Origin of the sequence: Nocardia sp. NPDC059177, from assembly GCF_042755165.1 — a bacterium.
Lineage (GTDB): Bacteria > Actinomycetota > Actinomycetes > Mycobacteriales > Mycobacteriaceae > Nocardia.
In genome coordinates, this window is sequence record NZ_JBHZBX010000024.1 from 67,410 (window position 1) to 87,224 (window position 19,815).

Annotated in this window: 16 protein-coding genes; 8 read left to right on the plus strand and 8 right to left on the minus strand. The window is 69.5% G+C overall.

What is annotated here, in order from left to right:
* Positions 1–55: 55 nt before the first annotated feature.
* The gene (gene uvrA / locus ACFXK0_RS25170; protein WP_379413284.1) at positions 56–3,031 is read right to left on the minus strand and encodes an excinuclease ABC subunit UvrA; all 2,976 of its coding nucleotides are present in this window, start codon (positions 3,029–3,031) and stop codon (positions 56–58) included.
* 261 nt (positions 3,032–3,292) lie between these two features.
* Here uvrA and ACFXK0_RS25175 point away from each other — a divergent pair, with 261 nt between their 5' ends.
* Complete coding sequence (locus ACFXK0_RS25175; RefSeq protein ID WP_379413286.1) at positions 3,293–3,925, plus strand: response regulator; 633 nt, start codon at positions 3,293–3,295, stop codon at positions 3,923–3,925.
* Positions 3,926–3,930: 5 nt separating this feature from the next.
* On the opposite strand, the gene ACFXK0_RS25180 is transcribed toward ACFXK0_RS25175, so the two are convergent.
* A complete protein-coding gene (locus ACFXK0_RS25180; protein ID WP_379413287.1) occupies positions 3,931–4,710 on the minus strand; it encodes a hypothetical protein in 780 nt (259 codons plus the stop codon).
* Positions 4,711–4,856: 146 nt separating this feature from the next.
* On the opposite strand from ACFXK0_RS25180, the gene ACFXK0_RS25185 reads away from it, so the two are divergent.
* Positions 4,857–6,680: a GAF domain-containing protein gene (locus tag ACFXK0_RS25185; protein WP_379413288.1), complete on the plus strand. Its 1,824-nt coding sequence runs from the start codon at positions 4,857–4,859 to the stop codon at positions 6,678–6,680.
* Position 6,681: 1 nt separating this feature from the next.
* On the opposite strand, the gene ACFXK0_RS25190 is transcribed toward ACFXK0_RS25185, so the two are convergent.
* Positions 6,682–7,827: a beta-ketoacyl synthase N-terminal-like domain-containing protein gene (locus ACFXK0_RS25190; RefSeq protein WP_379413290.1), complete on the minus strand. Its 1,146-nt coding sequence runs from the start codon at positions 7,825–7,827 to the stop codon at positions 6,682–6,684.
* Between the two features lie 132 nt (positions 7,828–7,959).
* Between ACFXK0_RS25190 and ACFXK0_RS25195 the strand changes: the two genes are divergently transcribed.
* Both ACFXK0_RS25195 and ACFXK0_RS25200 read left to right on the plus strand, forming a co-directional pair.
* Positions 7,960–9,291 carry a diguanylate cyclase domain-containing protein gene (locus ACFXK0_RS25195; protein ID WP_379413291.1) on the plus strand — a complete coding sequence of 444 codons (1,332 nt, stop codon included), beginning with the start codon at positions 7,960–7,962 and terminating at the stop codon, positions 9,289–9,291.
* A gap of 134 nt (positions 9,292–9,425) precedes the next feature.
* The gene (locus tag ACFXK0_RS25200) at positions 9,426–11,732 is read left to right on the plus strand and encodes a HelD family protein (protein WP_379413293.1); all 2,307 of its coding nucleotides are present in this window, start codon (positions 9,426–9,428) and stop codon (positions 11,730–11,732) included.
* 48 nt (positions 11,733–11,780) lie between these two features.
* Here the strand turns inward: ACFXK0_RS25200 and ACFXK0_RS25205 are convergent, their stop codons facing one another.
* The 3 genes from ACFXK0_RS25205 to ACFXK0_RS25215 all read right to left on the minus strand — a co-directional run bounded on the left by ACFXK0_RS25205 (position 11,781) and on the right by ACFXK0_RS25215 (position 13,866).
* Positions 11,781–12,233: a universal stress protein gene (locus ACFXK0_RS25205; RefSeq protein WP_379413295.1), complete on the minus strand. Its 453-nt coding sequence runs from the start codon at positions 12,231–12,233 to the stop codon at positions 11,781–11,783.
* 268 nt (positions 12,234–12,501) lie between these two features.
* A complete protein-coding gene (locus ACFXK0_RS25210; protein ID WP_379413296.1) occupies positions 12,502–12,933 on the minus strand; it encodes a hypothetical protein in 432 nt (143 codons plus the stop codon).
* Positions 12,934–13,020: 87 nt separating this feature from the next.
* Positions 13,021–13,866: a DUF6597 domain-containing transcriptional factor gene (locus ACFXK0_RS25215; protein WP_379413297.1), complete on the minus strand. Its 846-nt coding sequence runs from the start codon at positions 13,864–13,866 to the stop codon at positions 13,021–13,023.
* A 58-nt stretch (positions 13,867–13,924) separates the two neighbouring features.
* On the opposite strand from ACFXK0_RS25215, the gene ACFXK0_RS25220 reads away from it, so the two are divergent.
* Positions 13,925–14,389, plus strand: a complete 465-nt coding sequence (locus ACFXK0_RS25220) for a VOC family protein (RefSeq protein ID WP_379413299.1) — start codon at positions 13,925–13,927, stop codon at positions 14,387–14,389.
* A 69-nt stretch (positions 14,390–14,458) separates the two neighbouring features.
* Here the strand turns inward: ACFXK0_RS25220 and uvrB are convergent, their stop codons facing one another.
* A complete protein-coding gene (gene uvrB / locus ACFXK0_RS25225; protein ID WP_379413301.1) occupies positions 14,459–16,639 on the minus strand; it encodes an excinuclease ABC subunit UvrB in 2,181 nt (726 codons plus the stop codon).
* Positions 16,640–16,856: 217 nt separating this feature from the next.
* Between uvrB and ACFXK0_RS25230 the strand changes: the two genes are divergently transcribed.
* Positions 16,857–17,474, plus strand: coding sequence for a hypothetical protein (locus ACFXK0_RS25230; protein WP_379413303.1), 618 nt, complete (start codon positions 16,857–16,859; stop codon positions 17,472–17,474).
* Positions 17,475–17,521: 47 nt separating this feature from the next.
* Entirely contained in the window at positions 17,522–18,046 is a 525-nt protein-coding gene (locus ACFXK0_RS25235; protein ID WP_379413304.1) for a DUF402 domain-containing protein, read from the plus strand.
* Between the two features lie 63 nt (positions 18,047–18,109).
* Here ACFXK0_RS25235 and coaE read toward each other — a convergent pair whose 3' ends face one another.
* On the minus strand, positions 18,110–19,315 hold the full coding sequence (gene coaE / locus ACFXK0_RS25240; protein ID WP_379413306.1) for a dephospho-CoA kinase: 1,206 nt from the start codon (positions 19,313–19,315) through the stop codon (positions 18,110–18,112).
* Positions 19,316–19,475: 160 nt separating this feature from the next.
* Here coaE and ACFXK0_RS25245 point away from each other — a divergent pair, with 160 nt between their 5' ends.
* Positions 19,476–19,691 (plus strand): hypothetical protein, encoded by a 216-nt coding sequence (locus tag ACFXK0_RS25245; protein ID WP_379413308.1) that lies wholly within the window; start codon positions 19,476–19,478, stop codon positions 19,689–19,691.
* The last annotated feature ends 124 nt before the right edge of the window (positions 19,692–19,815 follow it).

The following is a 19,815-nucleotide window of genomic DNA, read 5'->3' on the forward strand; positions in this document are numbered from 1 at the left end:
AGGTGTTTCACTTTGCAGCTTTTTCGGAAAGTCCTCGCCAGGAGGATAACCAGGCTCAGCGCAGCGCGGCCGCCTTTCGCGCCAGCCGCTTGGCCGCGGCCGTCTCCGCCGGTGCCTTCTTCGCCGCCGGGGCCGCCTTCTTCGCCGTCTTCTTGGCGGCCGGCTTCGCCGGTGCCGGCGCTGCGAGCACCTCGGCGAGGAACTGGCCGGTGTAGCTGTCCGACACCGCAGCGACATCCTCCGGGGTGCCGGTGGCGACCACCGTGCCACCGCCGGAACCACCCTCGGGACCCATGTCGATGACCCAGTCGGAGGTCTTGATGACATCGAGGTTGTGCTCGATGACGATCACCGTGTTGCCCTTGTCGACCAGGCCGTTGATCACCTTCAGCAGCTTGCGGATGTCCTCGAAGTGCAGACCGGTGGTCGGCTCGTCGAGGATGTAGACGGTGCGCCCGGTCGAGCGCTTCTGCAACTCGGCGGCCAGCTTCACCCGCTGCGCCTCACCGCCGGACAGCGTCGGCGCGCTCTGGCCCAGGCGCACATAGCCCAGCCCGACCTCGACGAGCGTCTTGAGATAGCGGTGGATCGAGGTGACCGGCTCGAAGAACTCGGCGGCCTCGTCGATCGGCATGTCCAGCACCTCGGCGATGGTCTTGCCCTTGTAGTGCACCTCCAGGGTCTCGCGGTTGTAGCGGGCGCCGTGGCACACCTCGCACGGGACGTAGACATCCGGCAGGAAGTTCATCTCGATCTTGAGCGTGCCGTCACCCGAGCACGCCTCGCAGCGGCCGCCCTTGACATTGAAGGAGAACCGGCCCGGCTGGTAACCGCGCACCTTGGCCTCGGTGGTGGAGGCGAACAGCGTGCGGATCTTGTCGAAGACGCCGGTGTAGGTGGCCGGATTCGAGCGCGGGGTGCGCCCGATCGGCGACTGGTCGACCTGGACCAGCTTGTCGAGCAGATCGACACCGTTGATCCTGGTGTGCCTGCCCGGCACCTGCCGCGCGCCGTTGAGCTTGTTCGCCAGCACGGTCGCCAGGATGTCGTTGACCAGCGTCGACTTGCCCGAACCGGAGACACCGGTGACCGAGGTGAGCACACCCAGCGGGAAGGTCACGTCGATACCGGCCAGGTTGTGTTCGGTGGCGCCGACGACGGTGAGCTTGCGCTTCTTGTCGACCGCCCGGCGCACCAGCGGCAGCTCGATCTGCTCACGACCGGAAAGGTAAGCGCCGGTGAGTGATTCGGGTTCGTCGAGCAGTTCGGCGTAGGGACCGCTGTGCACCACCCGGCCGCCGTGTTCACCGGCCAGCGGGCCGATGTCGACCACCCAGTCCGAGGCACGGATGGTGTCCTCGTCGTGCTCGACCACGATCAGGGTGTTGCCCAGCTTCTTCAACCGCAGCAGCGTCTCGATCAGCCTGCGGTTGTCGCGCTGGTGCAGGCCGATCGACGGCTCGTCGAGCACATAGAGCACGCCGACCAGGCCGGAGCCGATCTGGGTGGCCAGCCGGATCCGCTGCGCCTCGCCGCCGGACAGCGTCGCCGCGGCACGCGAGAGCGTCAGATACTCCAGGCCGACATCGAGCAGGAACCCCAGCCTGGCCTGGATCTCCTTGAGCACCTGACCGGCGATCGCGGCCTCGCGCTCCCCCAGCGTCAGCGTATTCAGGAAGTGCGCGCAGGCGCCGATCGACAGGTCGGCCACCTCGGCGATCGACTTGTCGGTGCCGTCGGCGGCCAGGGTGACCGCCAGGATCTCCGGACGCAGCCGCGAACCATGGCAGACCGGGCACGGCACATCGCGCATGTAGCCGTCGTAGTGCTCCTTCATCTGCTCGGACTCGGTGTTGTCCATCCGCCGGTGCAGGAAGGGCATCACGCCCTCGAAATCGGCGTAATAGGAGCGCTTGCGGCCGTACCGGTTGGTGTAGGACACGTGCACCTGATCGGAGCTGCCCTCGAGCACCGCCTTGCGCGCCTTGACCGGCAGGCTCTGCCACGGCGTGTCCATCGAGAAACCGATCGCCTCGGCCAGGCCGGACAGCAGCCGGTTGAAGTACTCGGCGGTCTGGCCGCGCGCCCACGGCGCGATGGCGCCCTCGGCCAGGCTCAGCGCCGGGTCGGGGACCACCAGTTCCGGATCGACCTCCTTGCGGATACCGAGACCGGTGCAGTCGGGGCAGGCGCCGTAGGGCGAGTTGAACGAGAACGAGCGCGGCTCGAGATCCTCGATGTCGAGTGGATGGCCGTTCGGGCAGGCCAGCCGCTCGGAGAACCGGCGCTCGCGATCGTGCGCGTGCTCGTCCCGGTCGACGAAATCGAGCACCACGATGCCGTCGGCCAGCCGCAGCGCGGTCTCGATCGAATCGGTGAGCCGCTGCTTGGAGCCGGACTTCACCGCGAGCCGGTCGACGACGACCTCGACGTCGTGCTTCTCCTGCTTCTTGAGCTTGGGTGGATCGGTGAGCGGATACACCACGCCGTCGACCCGCACGCGCGAGTAACCCTGGGTCTTGAGCTGGTCGAACAGGTCGACGAACTCGCCCTTGCGGGTCCGCACCACCGGCGCAAGCACCTGGAACTTCAGGCCCTCGTCCATGGCGAGCACCTGGTCGACGATCTGCTGCGGGCTCTGCTTGGCGATCAGCTCGCCACACACCGGGCAGTGCGGTGTGCCCGCCCGCGCGTAGAGCAACCGCAGATAGTCGTAGACCTCGGTGATGGTGCCGACCGTGGATCGCGGGTTGCGGTTGGTCGACTTCTGGTCGATCGACACCGCGGGCGAGAGGCCCTCGATGAAATCGACATCCGGCTTGTCCATCTGCCCGAGGAACTGGCGCGCGTACGCCGACAGCGACTCGACATAGCGCCGCTGACCCTCGGCGAAGATCGTGTCGAACGCCAGGCTCGACTTCCCGGAACCGGACAGACCGGTGAACACGATCAGGCTGTCGCGTGGCAGATCCAGGTCGACACCCTTGAGGTTGTGTTCCCTCGCTCCGCGCACAGTGAGGCGTTCCGCCACCTGGTGAATCCCTTCTCCATCGTCATCCGCCACCCGGACATGAACCCCCGCGACCCATGCTAAGCGCCCCCACCGACAGGTTTGATCGAGCGCGGACGCGGGCCGGGACAGCCGCGAAACACCGCCGCGCAGAAAAACCACTCGAACCGGTGACGAAGTGGTCGAGTTACCGGTCTGCGCACATGATTTCGGGATGCGGATTATGTTTGACGCAGGGGTGGGCGGCAGGGTGGGGGCGATCGACATGATGAAGGAGCCGGCGTGCTCGAGGTGTTTCTGGTCGATGATCACGAGATCGTGCGACGTGGGCTGATCGATCTGCTCGAGGGTGATCCAGAACTCACTGTGATCGGTCAGGCAGGCGGTGTCGCCGAGGCGATGGTGCGGATTCGCGAGACGCGGCCCGATGTGGCGGTGCTGGATGTGCGGCTACCGGACGGCAACGGCATCGAACTGTGCCGCAACCTGCTGGCCGAGTTCGAGGAGCTGCACTGCCTGATCCTGACCTCGTTCTCCGACGAGCACGCGATGCTCGACGCGATCCTGGCCGGTGCCAGCGGCTATGTGGTCAAGAACATCGACGGGATGAAATTGGCCGACGCGATCAAGCAGGTCGGGGCGGGCCATTCGCTGCTCGACACCCGCGCGGCCGACGCCTTGCGCGCCCGGCTGCGGCGCAGCGCCGAACCGACCGGGGCGCTGGCCGGCCTCACCGAACAGGAGCGGCGACTACTCGAGCTCCTCGGTGAGGGCCTGACCAACCGGCAGATCGCCGCGCGCATGTTCCTGGCCGAGAAGACGGTGAAGAACTACGTCTCCCGGCTGCTGGCCAAACTGGGCGTCGAACGGCGCACGCAGGCCGCCGTGCTGGCGACCAAGCTCCGCGAGCCGTGAGCGGCTCAGGCGGGCACCACGATGGTGAGGTCGCCGTCGTAGCGGCGGTAGAGCAGGTTGCCGCGGCCGGTGTGGCTGTCGGTGAAGAACAGATAGGGCAGGCCGCCAGCGCACAGCACGTCGGAGGCCTCGTCCTCGGCGTAGACGGGGGCGGCGTCCTGGACGACGCGGACCGGCAGCGCGGAGGCGGTCAGCGGCAGCCCTGCCTGCTCCCCCACCCCGGCGGTGTGGCGCTGGCGGGTCAGGTCGACACCGTGCGGGTCGGCCCAGGTGACGATGGCGTCCTCGCCGGTGTCTGCGTCGGTGAACAGGTAGGCCTCGTAGTCCATCGCGTCGAGCACGGTGCTGGCTTCCAGCGGCGTGCCGGTCATCAGGGTGCAGTCCTTGCGGCGGATGATCGGGCGGGTCTCGGTGATCTGGGCGAGCGGGCGGCGTGCCGGATCCGGCCAGACGCCGCGGGACTCCTTGCCCGCGCGGCGCGCGAGCTGGCGGTCCAGCCGTTCGGCGGCGAAGGTGACCGCGAACCCGCCGGGGCCGGTCACCTGCACTCGGGTGAGGGTGTCGTTGGTGCGGATGTTGGCCTGCACCAGCGTCGGCTCGTCGCAACCCTGCGGCGCGGTGACGCGCACGCGGGCCGGACTGTCGAGGTGATGCCTGCGCATCACGCGGGTGATGGCCCGGACGGCACGGGTGACGTCCTGCGCCGGTACCTCGCCACGGGTGGTCACCGCGAGCTCCGGGTCCGCGGCGGTCGTCCAGTGCTGGGTGCTCGACAACGAATTCATCACTTGCCCCACTTCTCGATCCCATTTCCCGGTGCCCTATGCCACCATCGGCGGCCGGTGCGGGTGAAGGGCCGAAAGTCCCCAACATTGCGGACTAGACTTTGCGTTCAACAGTTCGGCAGTGGCGCGGCGCGAAGGAAACGGCGATGACGAATGACGGTCGGGGTGGCCGGTATTCGCCGGGCCGGACCGTCTCCCAGCAGCGGTTGCGCGATCTGCTGGGCGAGGTGGCCGACCGCGTCGAGGTGATGATCGGCTCCCGCGACCGGATGGACGGCCTGGTCGAGGCCATGCTGACGGTCACCGCAGGCCTCGACCTCGACGAAACGCTGCGCACCATCGTGCGCACCGCGATGAACCTGGTCGATGCACGCTACGGCGCGCTGGCGGTGCGCGGGCACGGCAGGCAGGTCGCGCAGTTCATCGACGAGGGGCTGCCCGACAAGATCCGCGAGCGGATCGAGCGATTACCCGCCGGGCACGGCGTGCTCGGCGCGGTGTTCGCGGAGAAGGCGCCGCTGCGGCTCGACGATCTCACCCGGCACGCGTCCTCGGTGGGGTTCCCCGCCGGGCACCCGCCCATGCACACGTTTCTCGGTGTGCCGGTACGCATTCGGGACGAGGTCTTCGGCAGTCTGTATCTGACCGAGAAGTCCGACGGCCAGCCGTTCACCGAGGAGGACGAGGTCCTCGTCCTCGCGCTGGCCGCCGCCGCGGGCATCGCGGTCGACAACGCGCGCCTCTACGAGCAGGCGCGCACCCGCCAGGCCTGGATCGAGGCCACCCGCGACATCGCCACCGAGTTCCTGGCCGGCACCGAATCCGATCGCGTGCTGGCCCACGTGGTCGACGCCGCGCGCGGGCTGACCGGCTCGCATCAGGCCTTCCTCGCCTCGGTGCCGGTCCCCGACGAATCCCCCGGCGAGATCAGCGAATTGGTGATCACCCAGTGGACCGGACCCGACGCGGGCCACGATTGGCAGCCCATCCCGATCACCGGCACCGCGCTGGGCGACGCGTTCACCCGGCGCACCCCGTTGCGCTACGACAACACCGCGGAGGTGACCCTCGGCATCGATGTCCCCGGCTTCGAAACACCCTGTGCCGGACCGGCTCTGGTGCTGCCACTGTGCACGCCCGACGCCACGCTCGGTGTCCTGGTGACCATCCGCCCGCCCGGCTTCGCCCCGTATTCCGACGAGATGATGGAGCTGACGGCGGCCTTCTGCGATCAGGCGGCGCTGGCGGTGCGCCTGGCCGACACCCAGCGGCGGATGCGCGAACTCGACATCGTCGCCGACCGCGACCGGATCGCGCGCGACCTGCACGACCACGTCATCCAGCGTTTGTTCGCGATCGGCCTGACCGTGCAGGCGACCCTGCCCAAGGCCGTGGTTCCCGAAGTGCGGCAACGACTCTCGACGATCATCATGGATCTGCAGGAAGTGGTGCAGGAGATCCGCACCTCCATCTTCGACCTGCACGCCAGCGGTCCGGAGCACAGCGCGAGCCTGCAGCAGCGCCTGGAGATGGCGATCCGGCGCCAGACCGCCGATATCGCCCTGCGCGCGACCATCCAGGTGTCGGGCCCGCTGTCGGTGCTCGACCCGCAACTGGCCGATCACGCCGAGGCGGTGGTGCGCGAGGCGGTGAGCAACGCGGTGCGCCATTCCGGGGCCGACACGGTCGCGATCGTCATCGAGGTGGCCGACGATCTCAGCATCACGGTCAGCGACAACGGCTGGGGTATCCCGAACCACGTCATCCGCAGCGGGTTGCGCAATCTCGAGCAGCGCGCGCAGGAGGCGGGCGGGCGCTTCGAGGTGGGCGCGGCCCAGCCGCCGACCGCCGACGGTGACCATCCGGAGATGCCGGGGACCCGGTTGCGCTGGGCGGTGCCGCTGCCGCAGGACCATCCGACCGGCGGCTACGCGCTGGCGGCGGGTCCCGACGGCGGCGACAGCGACTGAGTCAGGGGCCGGTCAGGACGACTGCGGCATTGTTGCCGCCCATCCCCATCGACAGTTTCATGATCGGACCCACGGGCATCGGCGCGGGCCCGTCGAGCAGCCGCGGGTGCCCCGGTGCCACGACCGGCGCCGAGATCGCGACGCCGCGCTCGCAGGACAGGGCCAGGGTCGCGATCTCCACCGCCGCCGACGCGCCCTGGCAGTGCCCGACCAGCGGTTTGAGCGCGGTGACCAGCGGCCCGTCGGCGAAGACGGTGCCGAGCACATCGCGTTCGGCGGCGTCGCACTGGCGGGTGCCGGTGCCGTGCAGGTTGACCAGGGCGATATCGGCGGCGTCGAGGCCGGCGGCGGCCAGCGCGCCCCGGGCGCACGCGAGCACCTGGGTGTGGCTGGGGTCGACGGAGACGACGTGGAAGGCGTCGTTGGTCATGGCGCCGCCGAGCACCCGGGCGTAGGGCGTCTCGACCGCGTCGGTGAGCAGCAGCGCGACCGAGGCCTCGGCCATGACGAACCCGCGCGAGTCCGCCTGCAGCGGCCGGCAGGCGGTGAACGGGTCGGCATCGGCGACCGCGGCGCCCATCCGGACGAAGTGTTCGAGCATGTCGGGGGTGGCCGAGATGTCGGTGCTCACGACCAGCACGTCGTCGGCCAGCCCGGCCGCGCGCCACAGCTGCGCGGTCAGCAGCGCGACGGTGCCCGAGCTGCACGCCGCCGACACGTTCATCGCCGGGCCGTGGAAGCCGTGCTCCTGCATCACCACCGACACCGGGGTCGACGGCAGCAGCCCGAGATAGTCGCGGGAGCGGCGGTGAGCGTGGTCGACCAGGTAGAAATCCCGCCAGTCGGCCACGTCGCCGAGGGTGATGGCGTGCACCAGGCCGACCGTCCGGCCCTCGGGACGCCAGCCGCGCGAGCGGGCGTCGGCGATCGCCTCGACCGCCGAGCCGGCCACGGCACGCCCGAACAACGAACGACCGTGCGCGGGGTCACCGCCGTCGGGAATCCGGCCGACCCAGGCGTGCTGGTCGCGGTCCGGCCCGTATCCGGGGTACAGCCGGGCCGCCGGCTTGCCACCCAGCAGCCCCTGCCACAGCGCTTCGCGACCCCAGCCGTAGCCGGAGACGACACCGACGCCGGCGATCGACATAGAATCGAGACGGTGGGCCCTGCCGCCCGGAAGCGCACCCGGTTTCACATCGCTCCTCGCGGATCTCATCGAAGGTCACCACAGTAGTCCTGTTCACCGTTGCCGAACCAGGCCGAGATCGGGGGTATCGCAGTGGCAGAATCCGACGCCGCGGGCGCCGAGCAGCTCGCGCAGCGGTACCGCTCGCTGGTCGAACACACGCCCGACGCGATCTGCGTGCACGAATCGGGCACCATCGTCTACGTCAATCCGGCCATGGTCCGCCTGCTCGGGGCCCGTTCGGCCGGGGATCTGCTCGGGTTGTCCATCACCGCCTTCGTCCATCCGGACTCGGTGCCCGCGATGCTGGAACGGATCGAGCAGCTGACCGCCGAGGGCGCCGCCTCACCGCCGACCGAGATGGACCTGGTCCGCGTCGACGGGCACACCGTGCCGGTGCAGACGGTGTCGGTGCTCACGGTGTGGCAGGACGAGCTCGCCTACCAGGTGGTGGTGCACGATCTGACGGCCCAGCGGGCGGCGGAGGCCTCCGCGCGGCGGGCCGAAGCGCATTTCACGACCGTGGTGTCCCAGCTCGAGGAGGGCGTCCTCGTCGTCGACCGGCGCGGACGGCTGGAATCGATCAACCCGGCGGGTATGCGCATCCTCGGTATCGACGATTCCACCCCGGTGATCGGCAGGCTCATCGACGAGCTGCCGGTGACCATGGTCGACCGCGACGGCACGCTGCTGCCCACGGCACGTCATCCGATGGCGCACACCCTCGCGACCGGCGAGGCGGTCACCCAGTACGTCTTCGGCGTGGCCCGCGCCGACGGGCGCCAGGTGTGGTTGTCGTGCAACTGCCGGCTGCTCAATCCGGAGAGCCCGGACTCCTCGGGAGTGTCGTCCTTCGCCGACATCACCGAGTTCCGCGCCAGCCGGCGCCAGCTCGAATACCAGGCCACCCACGACGCGCTGACCGGGCTGGCCAATCGCTCGCTGATCCTGTCCCAGCTCGCCACCGCGCTGGCCGACGAGGGCGGCGGCCTGGTCACCACCGTGCTGTTCATCGACCTCGACGGGTTCAAGGCGATCAACGACACCCTCGGCCACGCGATCGGCGACACGGTGCTGCAGATCGTCGCCCAGCGGCTGCAACGCGCGCTGCGCGCCGAGGACCTGGTCGGGCGGCTCGGCGGCGACGAATTCCTGGTGCTGCTGTCCGGGCATCCGCAGCGCGCCGATCTGCCCGCGCTGGTCGAACGCCTGCGCGTCACCATGGCCGAGCCGATCCTCGCGCGCGGGCACCGGCTCGAGGTGAGCGCCTCGGTGGGCATCACCGAACTGGGCCCGCACGAGCATCGCAGTCCCGAGGCCGTGCTGCACGACGCCGACCTGGCCATGTACCGCGACAAGCCGGCCGGCCATCGTGATGTCGGTCTCGGTCCGGGCAGGCGCTCGAACAGCACACACGCGTCCTGACGGCCGGGTCGGCCGGAATACCCGCATCGGTGCCCGCTGTTGCACTGTCGATCCGCTCGACGGGGTCCACGGCCCCTGCCCGGGCAAGTAGACTCGACAACTCTGTTCGCACCGCGGTGACAAGGAGTCCTGTTTTGCCCGACCGCCTCGCCGAGGAACGCACCGCAGAACCCGCCGCCCCCAGCCGCGAGATCGAGCAGGAACAGCAGTACCTCTCGGTGCTCTACACCAAGCTCGACGGCATGCGCCGCTACGCGCAGAACCGGCTCGAGACCGTGCTGCTGGAGACCGGGGGCACCCCGCAGGCCCGCAGCGAGCGGGAGTCGTTCACCCAGCTCTACCACGAGGACCTGGCCAAATACGACGCCGCCGAGCACGGGCTGTGCTTCGGCCGGATCGACCTGGACGGCGACCACGCCACCGAGCCGCCCCGCTATATCGGCCGCCTCGGCATCCTCGACGAGGACGACGACTTCGAGCCGCTGCTGCTGGACTGGCGTGCTCCCCTGGCCCGCCCGTTCTACCTGGCCACCACCGCCAATCCCGAGGACGTCACCCGGCGCAGGCACATCCGCTCGCGCAATCGCGCGGTCACCGCGATCACCGACGAGTACCTCGACCTCGCCGCCGCCGAACGCGACGGCGCGACCGGCACCGACGACGGCGTCGGCGGCGAGAGCGCGCTGCTCGCCGCCCTCAACGCCGCCCGCACCGGGCACATGAACGACATCGTCGAGACCATCCAGAGCGAGCAGGACACCATCATCCGCTCCGAGCACAAGAGCGTGCTCGTCGTCCAGGGTGGGCCGGGTACCGGCAAGACCGCCGTCGCGCTGCACCGCGCCGCCTATCTGCTCTACACCTACCGCCAGCAGCTGGCCAAGAGCGGCGTGCTGATCATCGGGCCGAACGCGACCTTCCTCGACTACATCGGCCAGGTGCTGCCCTCACTCGGCGAGACCGGCGTGCTGCTGTCCACCGTCGGCGACCTGTATCCCGGGGTGAAGGCGGTGCGCGAGGATTCGCTGCGGGCCGGCGAGATCAAGGGCTCGCTGGCCATGCTCGATGTCCTCAAACAGGCGGTGCGTGACCGGCAGGAGGTGCCGGCCGAGCCCGTGCGGCTGTCCTTCGACGGCTATCCGGTGACGCTGGACCGCAAGATCGCGACCAAGGCCCGCGGCCGCGCCCGCTCCTCGCGGCGCCCGCACAACCTGGCCCGCCCGATCTTCGCCGCCGCGGTGATCGACGCGCTCACCGATCAGCTCGCCGCCACGATGGGCGCCGACCTGTCCGGCGGTTCGAGCCTGCTCAGTTCGGCCGACCTCAGTGAGATCGGCGACGAGATGCGCGCCGACCCGCACGTGCAGGCCGCGATCAGCGCACTGTGGCCGATCCTGTCGCCCCAGGACGTGCTGGCCGATCTGCTGGCCGACCCGGCCCGCATCGACCGCGCGGCCAAATCGCTGAGCCCGCAGGACCGCGCCGAGCTGGTGCGCGCCGACGACGGCACGTTCGGTGCCGCCGACGCCCCGCTGCTCGACGAACTGGCCGAGCTGCTCGGCGTCGACGACACCGAGGAACGCGAACGCGCGCGCCGCCGCTGGCGCGCCCAGCTGGCCGAGGCCCAGGACGCGCTCGACATCCTCACCGGTTCGGCGCCGCAGGACATCGAGGACGAGCTCGACCCCGAGATCCTGATGGCCTACGACCTGATCGACGCCGCCCAGCTGGCCCAGCGGCAGGAGTTCGGCAATCGGCAGACCACCGCCGAGCGCGCGGCAGGCGATCGCACCTGGACCTACGGTCATGTGATCGTCGACGAGGCGCAGGAGCTCTCGGAGATGGCCTGGCGGATGGTCATGCGGCGGATCCCGAATCGCTGGATCACCGTTGTCGGCGATGTGGCCCAGACCGGCGACCCGGCCGGCGCGTCGTCCTGGCAGCGGGTGCTGGAACCCTATGTGGCGCAACGCTGGAAGCTCACCGAACTGACCGTGAACTATCGCACCCCGGCCGAGATCATGGCGGTGGCCGCCGAGGTGCTGGCCGCGATCGACCCCGGCGGGCAGGTGCCGCGCTCGGTGCGCGAGACCGGCAATCCGCCACGCGCGCACCGGGTTCCGGCCGATCGGGTACACGACGAGGTGGCCCGGCTGCTCACCGCCGAGCACGGGCCGGGCACCAGCGCGGTGCTCGCGCCCGCCGCGCTCGTCCCCGGATTGTCGGCGCTGGCCGGTGAGTCGGTGCAGGTGCTGACCGTGCACGACGCGAAGGGGCTGGAGTTCGACCGGGTGTACCTGGTCGAACCGCAGCGGATCCTGGACGAGTCACCGCGCGGGCTCAACGACCTCTATGTCGCGCTGACCCGCGCGACCCAGCGGCTGGCCGTGGTCCACTCCGCCGACCTGCCCGCGGTGCTCGCGTCCCTCGAACCTGCCTGAGGCGACGAAAAGCCCCGGATCCGTGATCCGGGGCTTTCGTGTTGTCCGCTAGCGGACGGTGTGCACGATCAGTACGTCCGAGCGCGACTTACGGGCCACGTCCGAGGGCACCGAGCCCAGCAGCCGGCCGGTCAGGGTGTTCAGGCCCCGGTTGCCGACGACCAGCAGATCGGCCTTGGTCTCGACGACCAGGTCCAGCAGCGAATCGACCGGCTCGCCGACGATCGCCCGCTCGACGATGTTCTTGGCACCGGCGGCGGTGGCCTTCTCCCGTGCGATCTGCAGGATCTCGTTGGTCGGCGCGGAGCCACGCACCTGGTAGGCCTCGTCCTTGAGCACATCGGCCGCGGCGGCGACATCGCGGTCGTCGGTCGGGAAGTACGCGCAGGCGAGCACGAGAGTTGCCTCCGCGTCGCCGGCGAGGGCGGCGGCCTTCTCCACTGCGACGTACGACGAGTCCGAGCCATCAGTACCGACGACAATGGTCCGGTAGGCGGTCATCTCTCCTCCAACTTGGTCGGCGCCGGCACCGAACAACCCGGGAATCGAGCATCAGCGCGGCAATTGGGTCGACCCTAACGCCAAAACAGGCCGATTTATCAGAAATCGCAACAGATCACACCGGGAGTGTTGTGCGGTGTCCGCGCTGGTGCGGTGGCCTGCGCGACACTGCTCGACAGTCACCTGGGGCGATCGAACCGCCGACCGGGAAAACTGTGGCCTATCACAACGCAATCAACGGCGCTGCGCCGCTGGGACTTTCCTCACATCAGCCGGAGAAACTCGGCAGACCACACGCGGCGCTGCCGGTGCCGGGATTCTCCGACACCGTCACCGTCGCGGGCGTGATCCAGTACGGGGACCCGTAGTTGTCCACCTGCACGGTCAGGGTGTGTTCGCCGGCGGTGGCGGGTCGCCAGCTCCCGGTGGTCGTACCGATGGTGGGCACGGTGACGCTGTCGAACTCCTGGCCGTTGTCGTAGAAGGTGACGCGGGCACCGGCTTCACCGCTGCTGTAGCCGACCACGCCGACGGCGGTGACCTGGTACGAGCAGCCGGCCAGGTGGTCGGTGCCCGCGGCGGCGACGTAGCGGTCGGCGGCGACGACCGAGGGTGCGAGCAGGGCGGCGGTGGCCAGTGCCGTGGTGAGCGCGCCGCCGAGGACGGTGGGACGGGAGAACCGGCGGAAAGAGGTTGTCATTGCACGGACGGTATCGATCGACACCGGCCCACTCAGCCGAAACGACAATATTTCAGACCTGGAGAAAATAGGGTCTCGACGGCCGGTTCAGCGCGGCGCAGACTGCCCGAGCGCCGCCTTTCGCGCATATTCCGACGGCGCCATCCCGATCTCCGCGCTGAACTCCCGAGTGAAATGCGATTGGTCGAAATAGCCGAGCTCGACAGCCAGTTCGGCCAGATCTACGCCCTCGCCGCGGGCGAGGCGGTCGGCGGCATCCTGCAACCGGAATCGGCACAGCACCCATTTCGGGCCGGCGCCGACATAGCGGCGGAACAGCCGCTGCAACGTCCGCACCGGCACATCGAACCGGTCGGTCACCTGGTCGACCCTGGTCAGTTCGGAGTCGGTGGCCATGGCCGTGACAATGCGTGACACCAGCGCGAAATGCGGATCGCCGGTCCGGCCGCGGCCGTCGAAGAATGCCTCGATCAGCGCGCACCGGCGCGCGTCCGACGGTTCGGCCAGCACCGCCTCGGCCAATCCGGCCGCCGCGGGCAGCACCTCGGTCAACGGGGCCGAATCATCGCGCAGCACACCGACATCCATGCCGGTGAAGGCACCGAAACCACCCGGGGTGAACCGGATACCGAACGTCTCGCCCTCGCCGCTGAGTTCACGCACGTACTTGGTCGTGCACACCCCGTTGACGAAACCGCCGGTCCGCGAATCGCTGCGCTCGAAGGTGACATTCACACACGGAAACGACAGCACCTCGGCCCGATAGGCAGGCTGCCCGCGCAGATCCCACCGCACCACCCAGTACCGATCGGCGAACCCCGCCAGCGCCGGGCCGACCGGCAACCGGTCCAGGCTGCGATGCCTGGCCTGCTCGCCGGGATGCAGGATGCCGCGCTGGTCACCGGATCCGGGCGCATCACCCGGCACGGCCACGGCTGCCCTGTCGCGTTCTTACAAGACCCTCGTCCCCGGCCCGGCCATGATCGATGACATGACCGAAACCGTTGCGCCCATTCCCGAGGGCTACCACTCCATCACCTGTTTCCTGGCCGTACCCGACGGCAACGCGGCCATCGATTTCTACTCCACCGTGTTCGAGGCCAAGGTCCTCAGCCGCGCCGACCGGCCCGACGGACAGCCCGCCCACGCCGAACTGCTCATCGGTGACTCCACCCTGCAGCTCGGGATGCCGATCCCGGACAACAACGTTCGCGCCCCCGAAGACTGGGTGCACACCTCGATCGTGCACTACTGCCCCGATGTCGACGCCGTGATCGCCCGCGCGCTCGAGCACGGCGCCCGCAGTGCCGAGGAACCACAGACCTTCGTCAACGGCGAACGCTTCGGCGTGGTGATCGACCCGTTCGGGCACCGCTGGGCAGTGATCACCCGCGTCGAAGAGGTCTCCCGCGAAGAAGCCGACCGCCGCATCGCCGCCTGGATGGCTGAGCAGTGACATAGGCGGCTGGCACCGTGTGGTGGTGGGGACGTCGTCGAGGTCGATCTGCGGAACCGCCACCGCCGGCTAGCCGATTCCGGCGGCGTCCATGCCGCGCAGTTCCTTCTTGAGGTCGGCGATCTCGTCGCGCAGTCGGCCGGCGAGCTCGAATTGGAGTTCGCGGGCCGCGTTCATCATCTGCGCGGTGAGCTCGGTGACCAGATCGGCGAGTTCGGCGCGTGGCATCGACTTCACATCACGTTCGGCGTAGACGCCCGCGCTGACCGCCCGGCCCGGCTCGCCCTGCGCGCGCCTGCCACGGCTGGCATTGCGGCCCGAGCCGCCGACGGCCACCTCGTCCTCGGCCTCCTGATACACCTGATCCAGGATGTCGGCGATCTTCTTGCGCAGCGGCTGCGGATCGATGCCGTTGGCGGTGTTGTAGGCGACCTGCTTGGCGCGGCGGCGGTCGGTCTCGTCGATCGCGTGCCGCATCGAGTCGGTGATCTTGTCGGCGTACATGTGCACTTCGCCGGAGACATTGCGGGCCGCGCGGCCGATGGTCTGGATGAGGCTGGTGCTCGACCGCAGGAAGCCCTCCTTGTCGGCGTCGAGGATCGCCACCAGCGACACCTCGGGCAGGTCGAGGCCCTCGCGCAGCAGGTTGATACCGACGAGCACGTCGTATTCGCCCAGGCGCAGCTGCCGCAGCAGTTCGACGCGGCGCAGGGTGTCGATCTCGGAGTGCAGGTAGCGCACCCGTACCCCGAGGCCGAGCAGATAGTCGGTGAGGTCCTCGGCCATCTTCTTGGTGAGGGTGGTGACCAGGACCCGCTCGTTGCGTTCGGTGCGGCCACGGATCTCGTGTACCAGATCGTCGATCTGGCCCTTGGTCGGTTTCACCACGACCTGCGGGTCGACCAGGCCGGTCGGGCGGATCACCTGTTCGACGACCTCACCACCGACCTGGCCCAGCTCGTACGGGCCGGGAGTGGCCGACAGGTAGACCGCCTGGCCGATCCGGTCGGCGAACTCCTCCCAGGTCAGCGGCCGGTTGTCGACCGCCGACGGCAGCCGGAAACCGAACTCGACGAGGTTGCGCTTGCGCGACATGTCGCCCTCGTACATGCCGCCGATCTGCGGCACCGTGACATGCGATTCGTCGATCACCAGCAGGAAGTCGTCGGGGAAGTAGTCGAGCAGGGTGGCAGGCGCCGAACCGGCCGGGCGCCCGTCGATATGGCGCGAGTAGTTCTCGATGCCCGAGCAGAAGCCCACCTGGCGGATCATCTCCAGGTCGTATTCGGTGCGCATCCGCAGGCGCTGCGCCTCGAGCAGTTTGCCCTGTTTGTCCAGCTCGGCCAGCCGTTCGGCCAGCTCGGCCTCGATGTCGCCGACCGCGCGGTTCATCCGCTCCGGGCCCGCCACGTAGTGGGTGGCGGGGAAGATGCGCAGTGAGTCGACCTGGCGCACCACATCGCCGGTGAGCGGGTGCAGGTAGTAGAGCGCCTCGATCTCGTCACCGAAGAACTCGATGCGCACCGCGAGCTCCTCGTAGGAGGGGATGATCTCGACGGTGTCGCCGCGCACCCGGAAGGTGCCGCGGGTGAAGGCCATGTCGTTGCGGGTGTACTGCACGTCGACCAGCAACCGCAGCAGCGCGTCGCGATCGACCTCGCCGCCCACCTCGAGCTGCACCGAGCGGTCCAGGTAGGACTGCGGGGTGCCCAGGCCGTAGATGCACGACACCGAGGCCACCACCACCACATCGCGGCGCGAGAGCAGGCTCGACGTGGCCGAGTGCCGCAGGCGCTCGACATCGTCGTTGATCGAGCTGTCCTTCTCGATGTAGGTATCGGTCTGCGCGATATAGGCCTCGGGCTGGTAGTAGTCGTAGTACGAGACGAAGTACTCGACCGCGTTGTGCGGGAGCATCTCGCGCAACTCGTTGGCCAGCTGGGCGGCGAGGGTCTTGTTCGGCGCGAGCACCAGGGTAGGGCGCTGCAGTTTCTCGATCAGCCAGGCCGTGGTGGCCGATTTGCCGGTGCCGGTGGCGCCGAGCAGCACCACGTCCTTCTCGCCCGCGGTGATCCGCCGCTCCAGTTCGGCGATGGCGGCAGGCTGGTCACCAGCGGGTTTGTGCTCGCTGACCACCTCGAACCGCCCACCGGCGCGTTCGATCGTGCCGACGGGCCGGTGCTCGGAATGCGCGAGCGGGTGCCCCCGGTCCTCGTACCCTTCCGTCGGAATCTCGGTTGCGAATGCCATGCACACCAGGTTAGGCCCGACCACCGACAACTTTCACGAGCGCGTGATCGCGCCCACCCCCGCAGCACCACCCGGCAACCGGCCGGCATCCGCCTGTCTGCCCGAAAAATCCCCTGCGGCAAGGCCATTCGCCCACCAGGTACGAAACGGGCCGGACAGGACACCCGATCCGGGCGTATTCTGAGCTGATCATCGGCACGTGGTGAAGGACAAGGCCATGAGCGCACTGCTTCCCCTGCTCGTCGCGGCTCCGGCGGTCACCGGATTCGCGGGTTACTTCGCGCGCGATCTCCGCGGGCCCCAGCCGGCGCCGCCCGCGGCGGACAGTTCGCCGCCGCAGCGCCCCCGCGTCGAGTTCTTCGACCTGGCCGAGCTCACCGCCACCGACACCAGGGGCTACATCCGCCCGGTCGACCGGTACGAGGCGCACCCCTGGGGCATCTATCTGGCCCGCACCCTGGACCGCCCGCACGGGCGCTACCAGGAGTCCTGGCTGCTGCCGAACGAGTCGATCCGCATCACCATCGACCACGACCGCCCCGGCCACCACCGCAGCCACGACTACGTCCTCGACATCGCCGAGATCACCCAGGTCGGGCCGAAACGCTGGAAGTCCGTCGACTGCCTGCTCGCCGTCGCCGTGCGCCGGGGCCGCTCGTCGAGCCTGCGCGGGGCGAGCGCGCTGCTCGCCGCGCACGCCGCCGGGCAGGTCGACACCGCCTCGGCCGATCGCGCCTTCGCGCGCGCGGCCACCGTCCTGGACGGACTCGCCACCGAGGATCACGATGTCGAGCAGTGGCTGAGCACCCGCGGGGTCACGCTGAGCTGGATGTGAGTCCGCGCGCGGGCGCCCGGCCGGGCGCGCCGGTAGATTCTGCGAACATGACGCAGTCGTCCACCGTGCACGTGCACCCACCCAAGGTCGAGTACTTCGACATCGCGGCGCAGACGAACACCGACCCCAAGGGTTTCGTCCGGCCGGTGGAGATCTACCGGGAGGAGCCGTGGGGGCTCTACATGGCCCGCCATTCCGACCACCCCAACTTCCACTATCTCGAATCCTGGATCGTGCCCGGATTGTCGTTGCGCGCGACGACGTTCGGCTACAACCCGGGCGTGGAGCAGTGGCAGGACATCTATGTCGACATCGGCGAGTTCACCCGGGAATCGCCCACCCTGTGGCGTTCGATCGACCACTATCTCGACGTGCTGGTACGCACCGGCCGGGATGTGCGCCTGGTCGACGTCGACGAGCTGCTCGCCGCCAACACCGACGGCCAGCTCACCCCGGCACAATGTCAGGCGGCCATCGAACACGCGACCGCCGCGATCGACGGGATCGCCGCGCACGGGTACTCCCTGGAGGGCTGGCTCGCCGATCTCGGGATGACGATCACCTGGCGCTGAGACGACGACACCGCCTCGGCCCGGGAGCGGGGGGCGGTGTCGTGGCGCGTGGATCAGCTCGGGTCACGCGCGGGCGTGAGCCCATGCGGTCACCGTCGGGTACACCGCGTCGAACCAGGGCTCTTTCACCGCGTAGTAGGCCTCCCCCGCCGCCTCGCCCGCCTTGTCGGCGGCGGCCTGCTCGGCCTCGCGCTTGACCGCCAGGTATGCCGTGCGCGCGTCCGGCTCGGCGCGCAGCCAGTCGCGTAGCGCGAGCGCGAAGCGCTGGCCGGGCGAATCCTGCACGCGCAGATGGATGTTCGCCGGTCGCTCGGGGTCGGCATTGCCGTGCAGCCGCTTGCCCCAGTGGGCGAGATCGGTACCGGCCGGATCGCCCGGGGTCGGCTTCGGATTGTCGTGGGTCACCCCGGCGGCGAGCGGGAACCCGGCCGCGGCCAGTGCGCCCGCGAGCGCGTCGGCGGTGCCCAGGTCGGCCACCGTCACCTGGATGTCGATGACATCCTTGGCCGCCAGCCCGTGGATCGCGGTCGACCCGACGTGGTCGATCCGGACCGCCGACGCCCCGCACGCCAGATGCAACCGCGCGATCATCCGGCGTGCCTGCGCACCCCATTCCGGGTCGGCGGGCACCAGCCGGTAGCCGGCACGGGCGCGCACGCCCTCGCGCTGATTGCGCTCGAAGGGCACCAGCCGGTCCGCCCACAGCCGGCGCACCTGCGCCTCGACGAGCTCCGGGGCACCGTTGTTGTCGAGCCAGACATCGGCGACGGCGTGGCGCTGGTCGTCGGTGGCCTGCGCGGCGATCCGGGTCCGCGCGTCGGCCTCGGCGACGCCGCGCTGTTCGACCAGCCTGTGCAGCCGGGTCTCGACATCGGCGCCGACCACCAGCACCAGCTGCATCAGCGGCGCGAGGCCGTTCTCGACGAGCAGCGGAATGTCCTGCACGACAATCGCTTCCGCGGGCGCGGCGCCGATCAGCTCGGCGGTGCGGGCACCGACCAGCGGATGGGTGATGGCGTTGAGCTTGCCCCTGGACTCGTCGTCGGCGAAGGCGACCGCGGCCAGCGCGGGCCGGTCCAGGGTGCCGTCGGCGGCGAGAATGCCCGCCCCGAACGCCTCGACCAGCGCGGCCAGCCCCGGTGTGCCCGGCGCGACGACCTCGCGGGCGATCGCGTCGGAGTCGATCAGCACCGCCCCGCAGTCGACCAGAGTCCGCGCCACTGTGGATTTACCCGCTCCCATGCCTCCGGTGAGGCCGATCCGCAACATGGGCCCAGTCTCGCAGACGACGCCGCGGCGCGGTCAGGCCCGCCGGATTCTTTCCGACACGCCGATGCGCCGACCGGCGCAAGATCCGCGGCCGGGCGCGTCGGGTGGATTAATGTTCGCCAAGGCGAGAAGGCCACGCTCCAGCGACCGAAGGATGATCATGGGCACCAGAGACCACCGGACGGCTCGCCACCGCCTCGGCCTGCCCGGCGGTGTGCACTGCGTCGAATACCCCGCTGTCGCAGCGACTCTCGCCGAATACCGCCGATCCTGGTTCAGCGCCCTGCTCTCCCCCGCCAGGCACAGTTTCGCCGCGATGCGTAAACGCCCGAGCATGGTCACCGCCGGCTACTGGACACCCGCCGCCGCGAGCTGACCCGCACCCGCGAAACGGGCCCGGCGCACGGGCGGTTTCCAGGGGTCGTCGCAACACTGCGTGGTGTTAGGCGGTAAGTAGATCACGCAAACGCTCGGCTGGGGTATCCCAGTCGAGCGCTTTG

What these genes read in the sequence shown, in the direction of transcription:
- ACFXK0_RS25180 (WP_379413287.1), bottom strand. Translation starts at nt 4,710, where the DNA reads ATGAATTCGTTGTCGAGCACCCAGCACTGGACGACCGCCGCGGACCCG.
- ACFXK0_RS25185 (WP_379413288.1), top strand. Translation starts at nt 4,857, where the DNA reads ATGACGAATGACGGTCGGGGTGGCCGGTATTCGCCGGGCCGGACCGTC.
- ACFXK0_RS25190 (WP_379413290.1), bottom strand. Translation starts at nt 7,827, where the DNA reads ATGTCGATCGCCGGCGTCGGTGTCGTCTCCGGCTACGGCTGGGGTCGC.
- ACFXK0_RS25205 (WP_379413295.1), bottom strand. Translation starts at nt 12,233, where the DNA reads ATGACCGCCTACCGGACCATTGTCGTCGGTACTGATGGCTCGGACTCG.
- ACFXK0_RS25210 (WP_379413296.1), bottom strand. Translation starts at nt 12,933, where the DNA reads ATGACAACCTCTTTCCGCCGGTTCTCCCGTCCCACCGTCCTCGGCGGC.
- ACFXK0_RS25220 (WP_379413299.1), top strand. Translation starts at nt 13,925, where the DNA reads ATGACCGAAACCGTTGCGCCCATTCCCGAGGGCTACCACTCCATCACC.
- uvrB (WP_379413301.1), bottom strand. Translation starts at nt 16,639, where the DNA reads ATGGCATTCGCAACCGAGATTCCGACGGAAGGGTACGAGGACCGGGGG.
- ACFXK0_RS25230 (WP_379413303.1), top strand. Translation starts at nt 16,857, where the DNA reads ATGAGCGCACTGCTTCCCCTGCTCGTCGCGGCTCCGGCGGTCACCGGA.
- ACFXK0_RS25235 (WP_379413304.1), top strand. Translation starts at nt 17,522, where the DNA reads ATGACGCAGTCGTCCACCGTGCACGTGCACCCACCCAAGGTCGAGTAC.
- coaE (WP_379413306.1), bottom strand. Translation starts at nt 19,315, where the DNA reads ATGTTGCGGATCGGCCTCACCGGAGGCATGGGAGCGGGTAAATCCACA.
- ACFXK0_RS25245 (WP_379413308.1), top strand. Translation starts at nt 19,476, where the DNA reads ATGGGCACCAGAGACCACCGGACGGCTCGCCACCGCCTCGGCCTGCCC.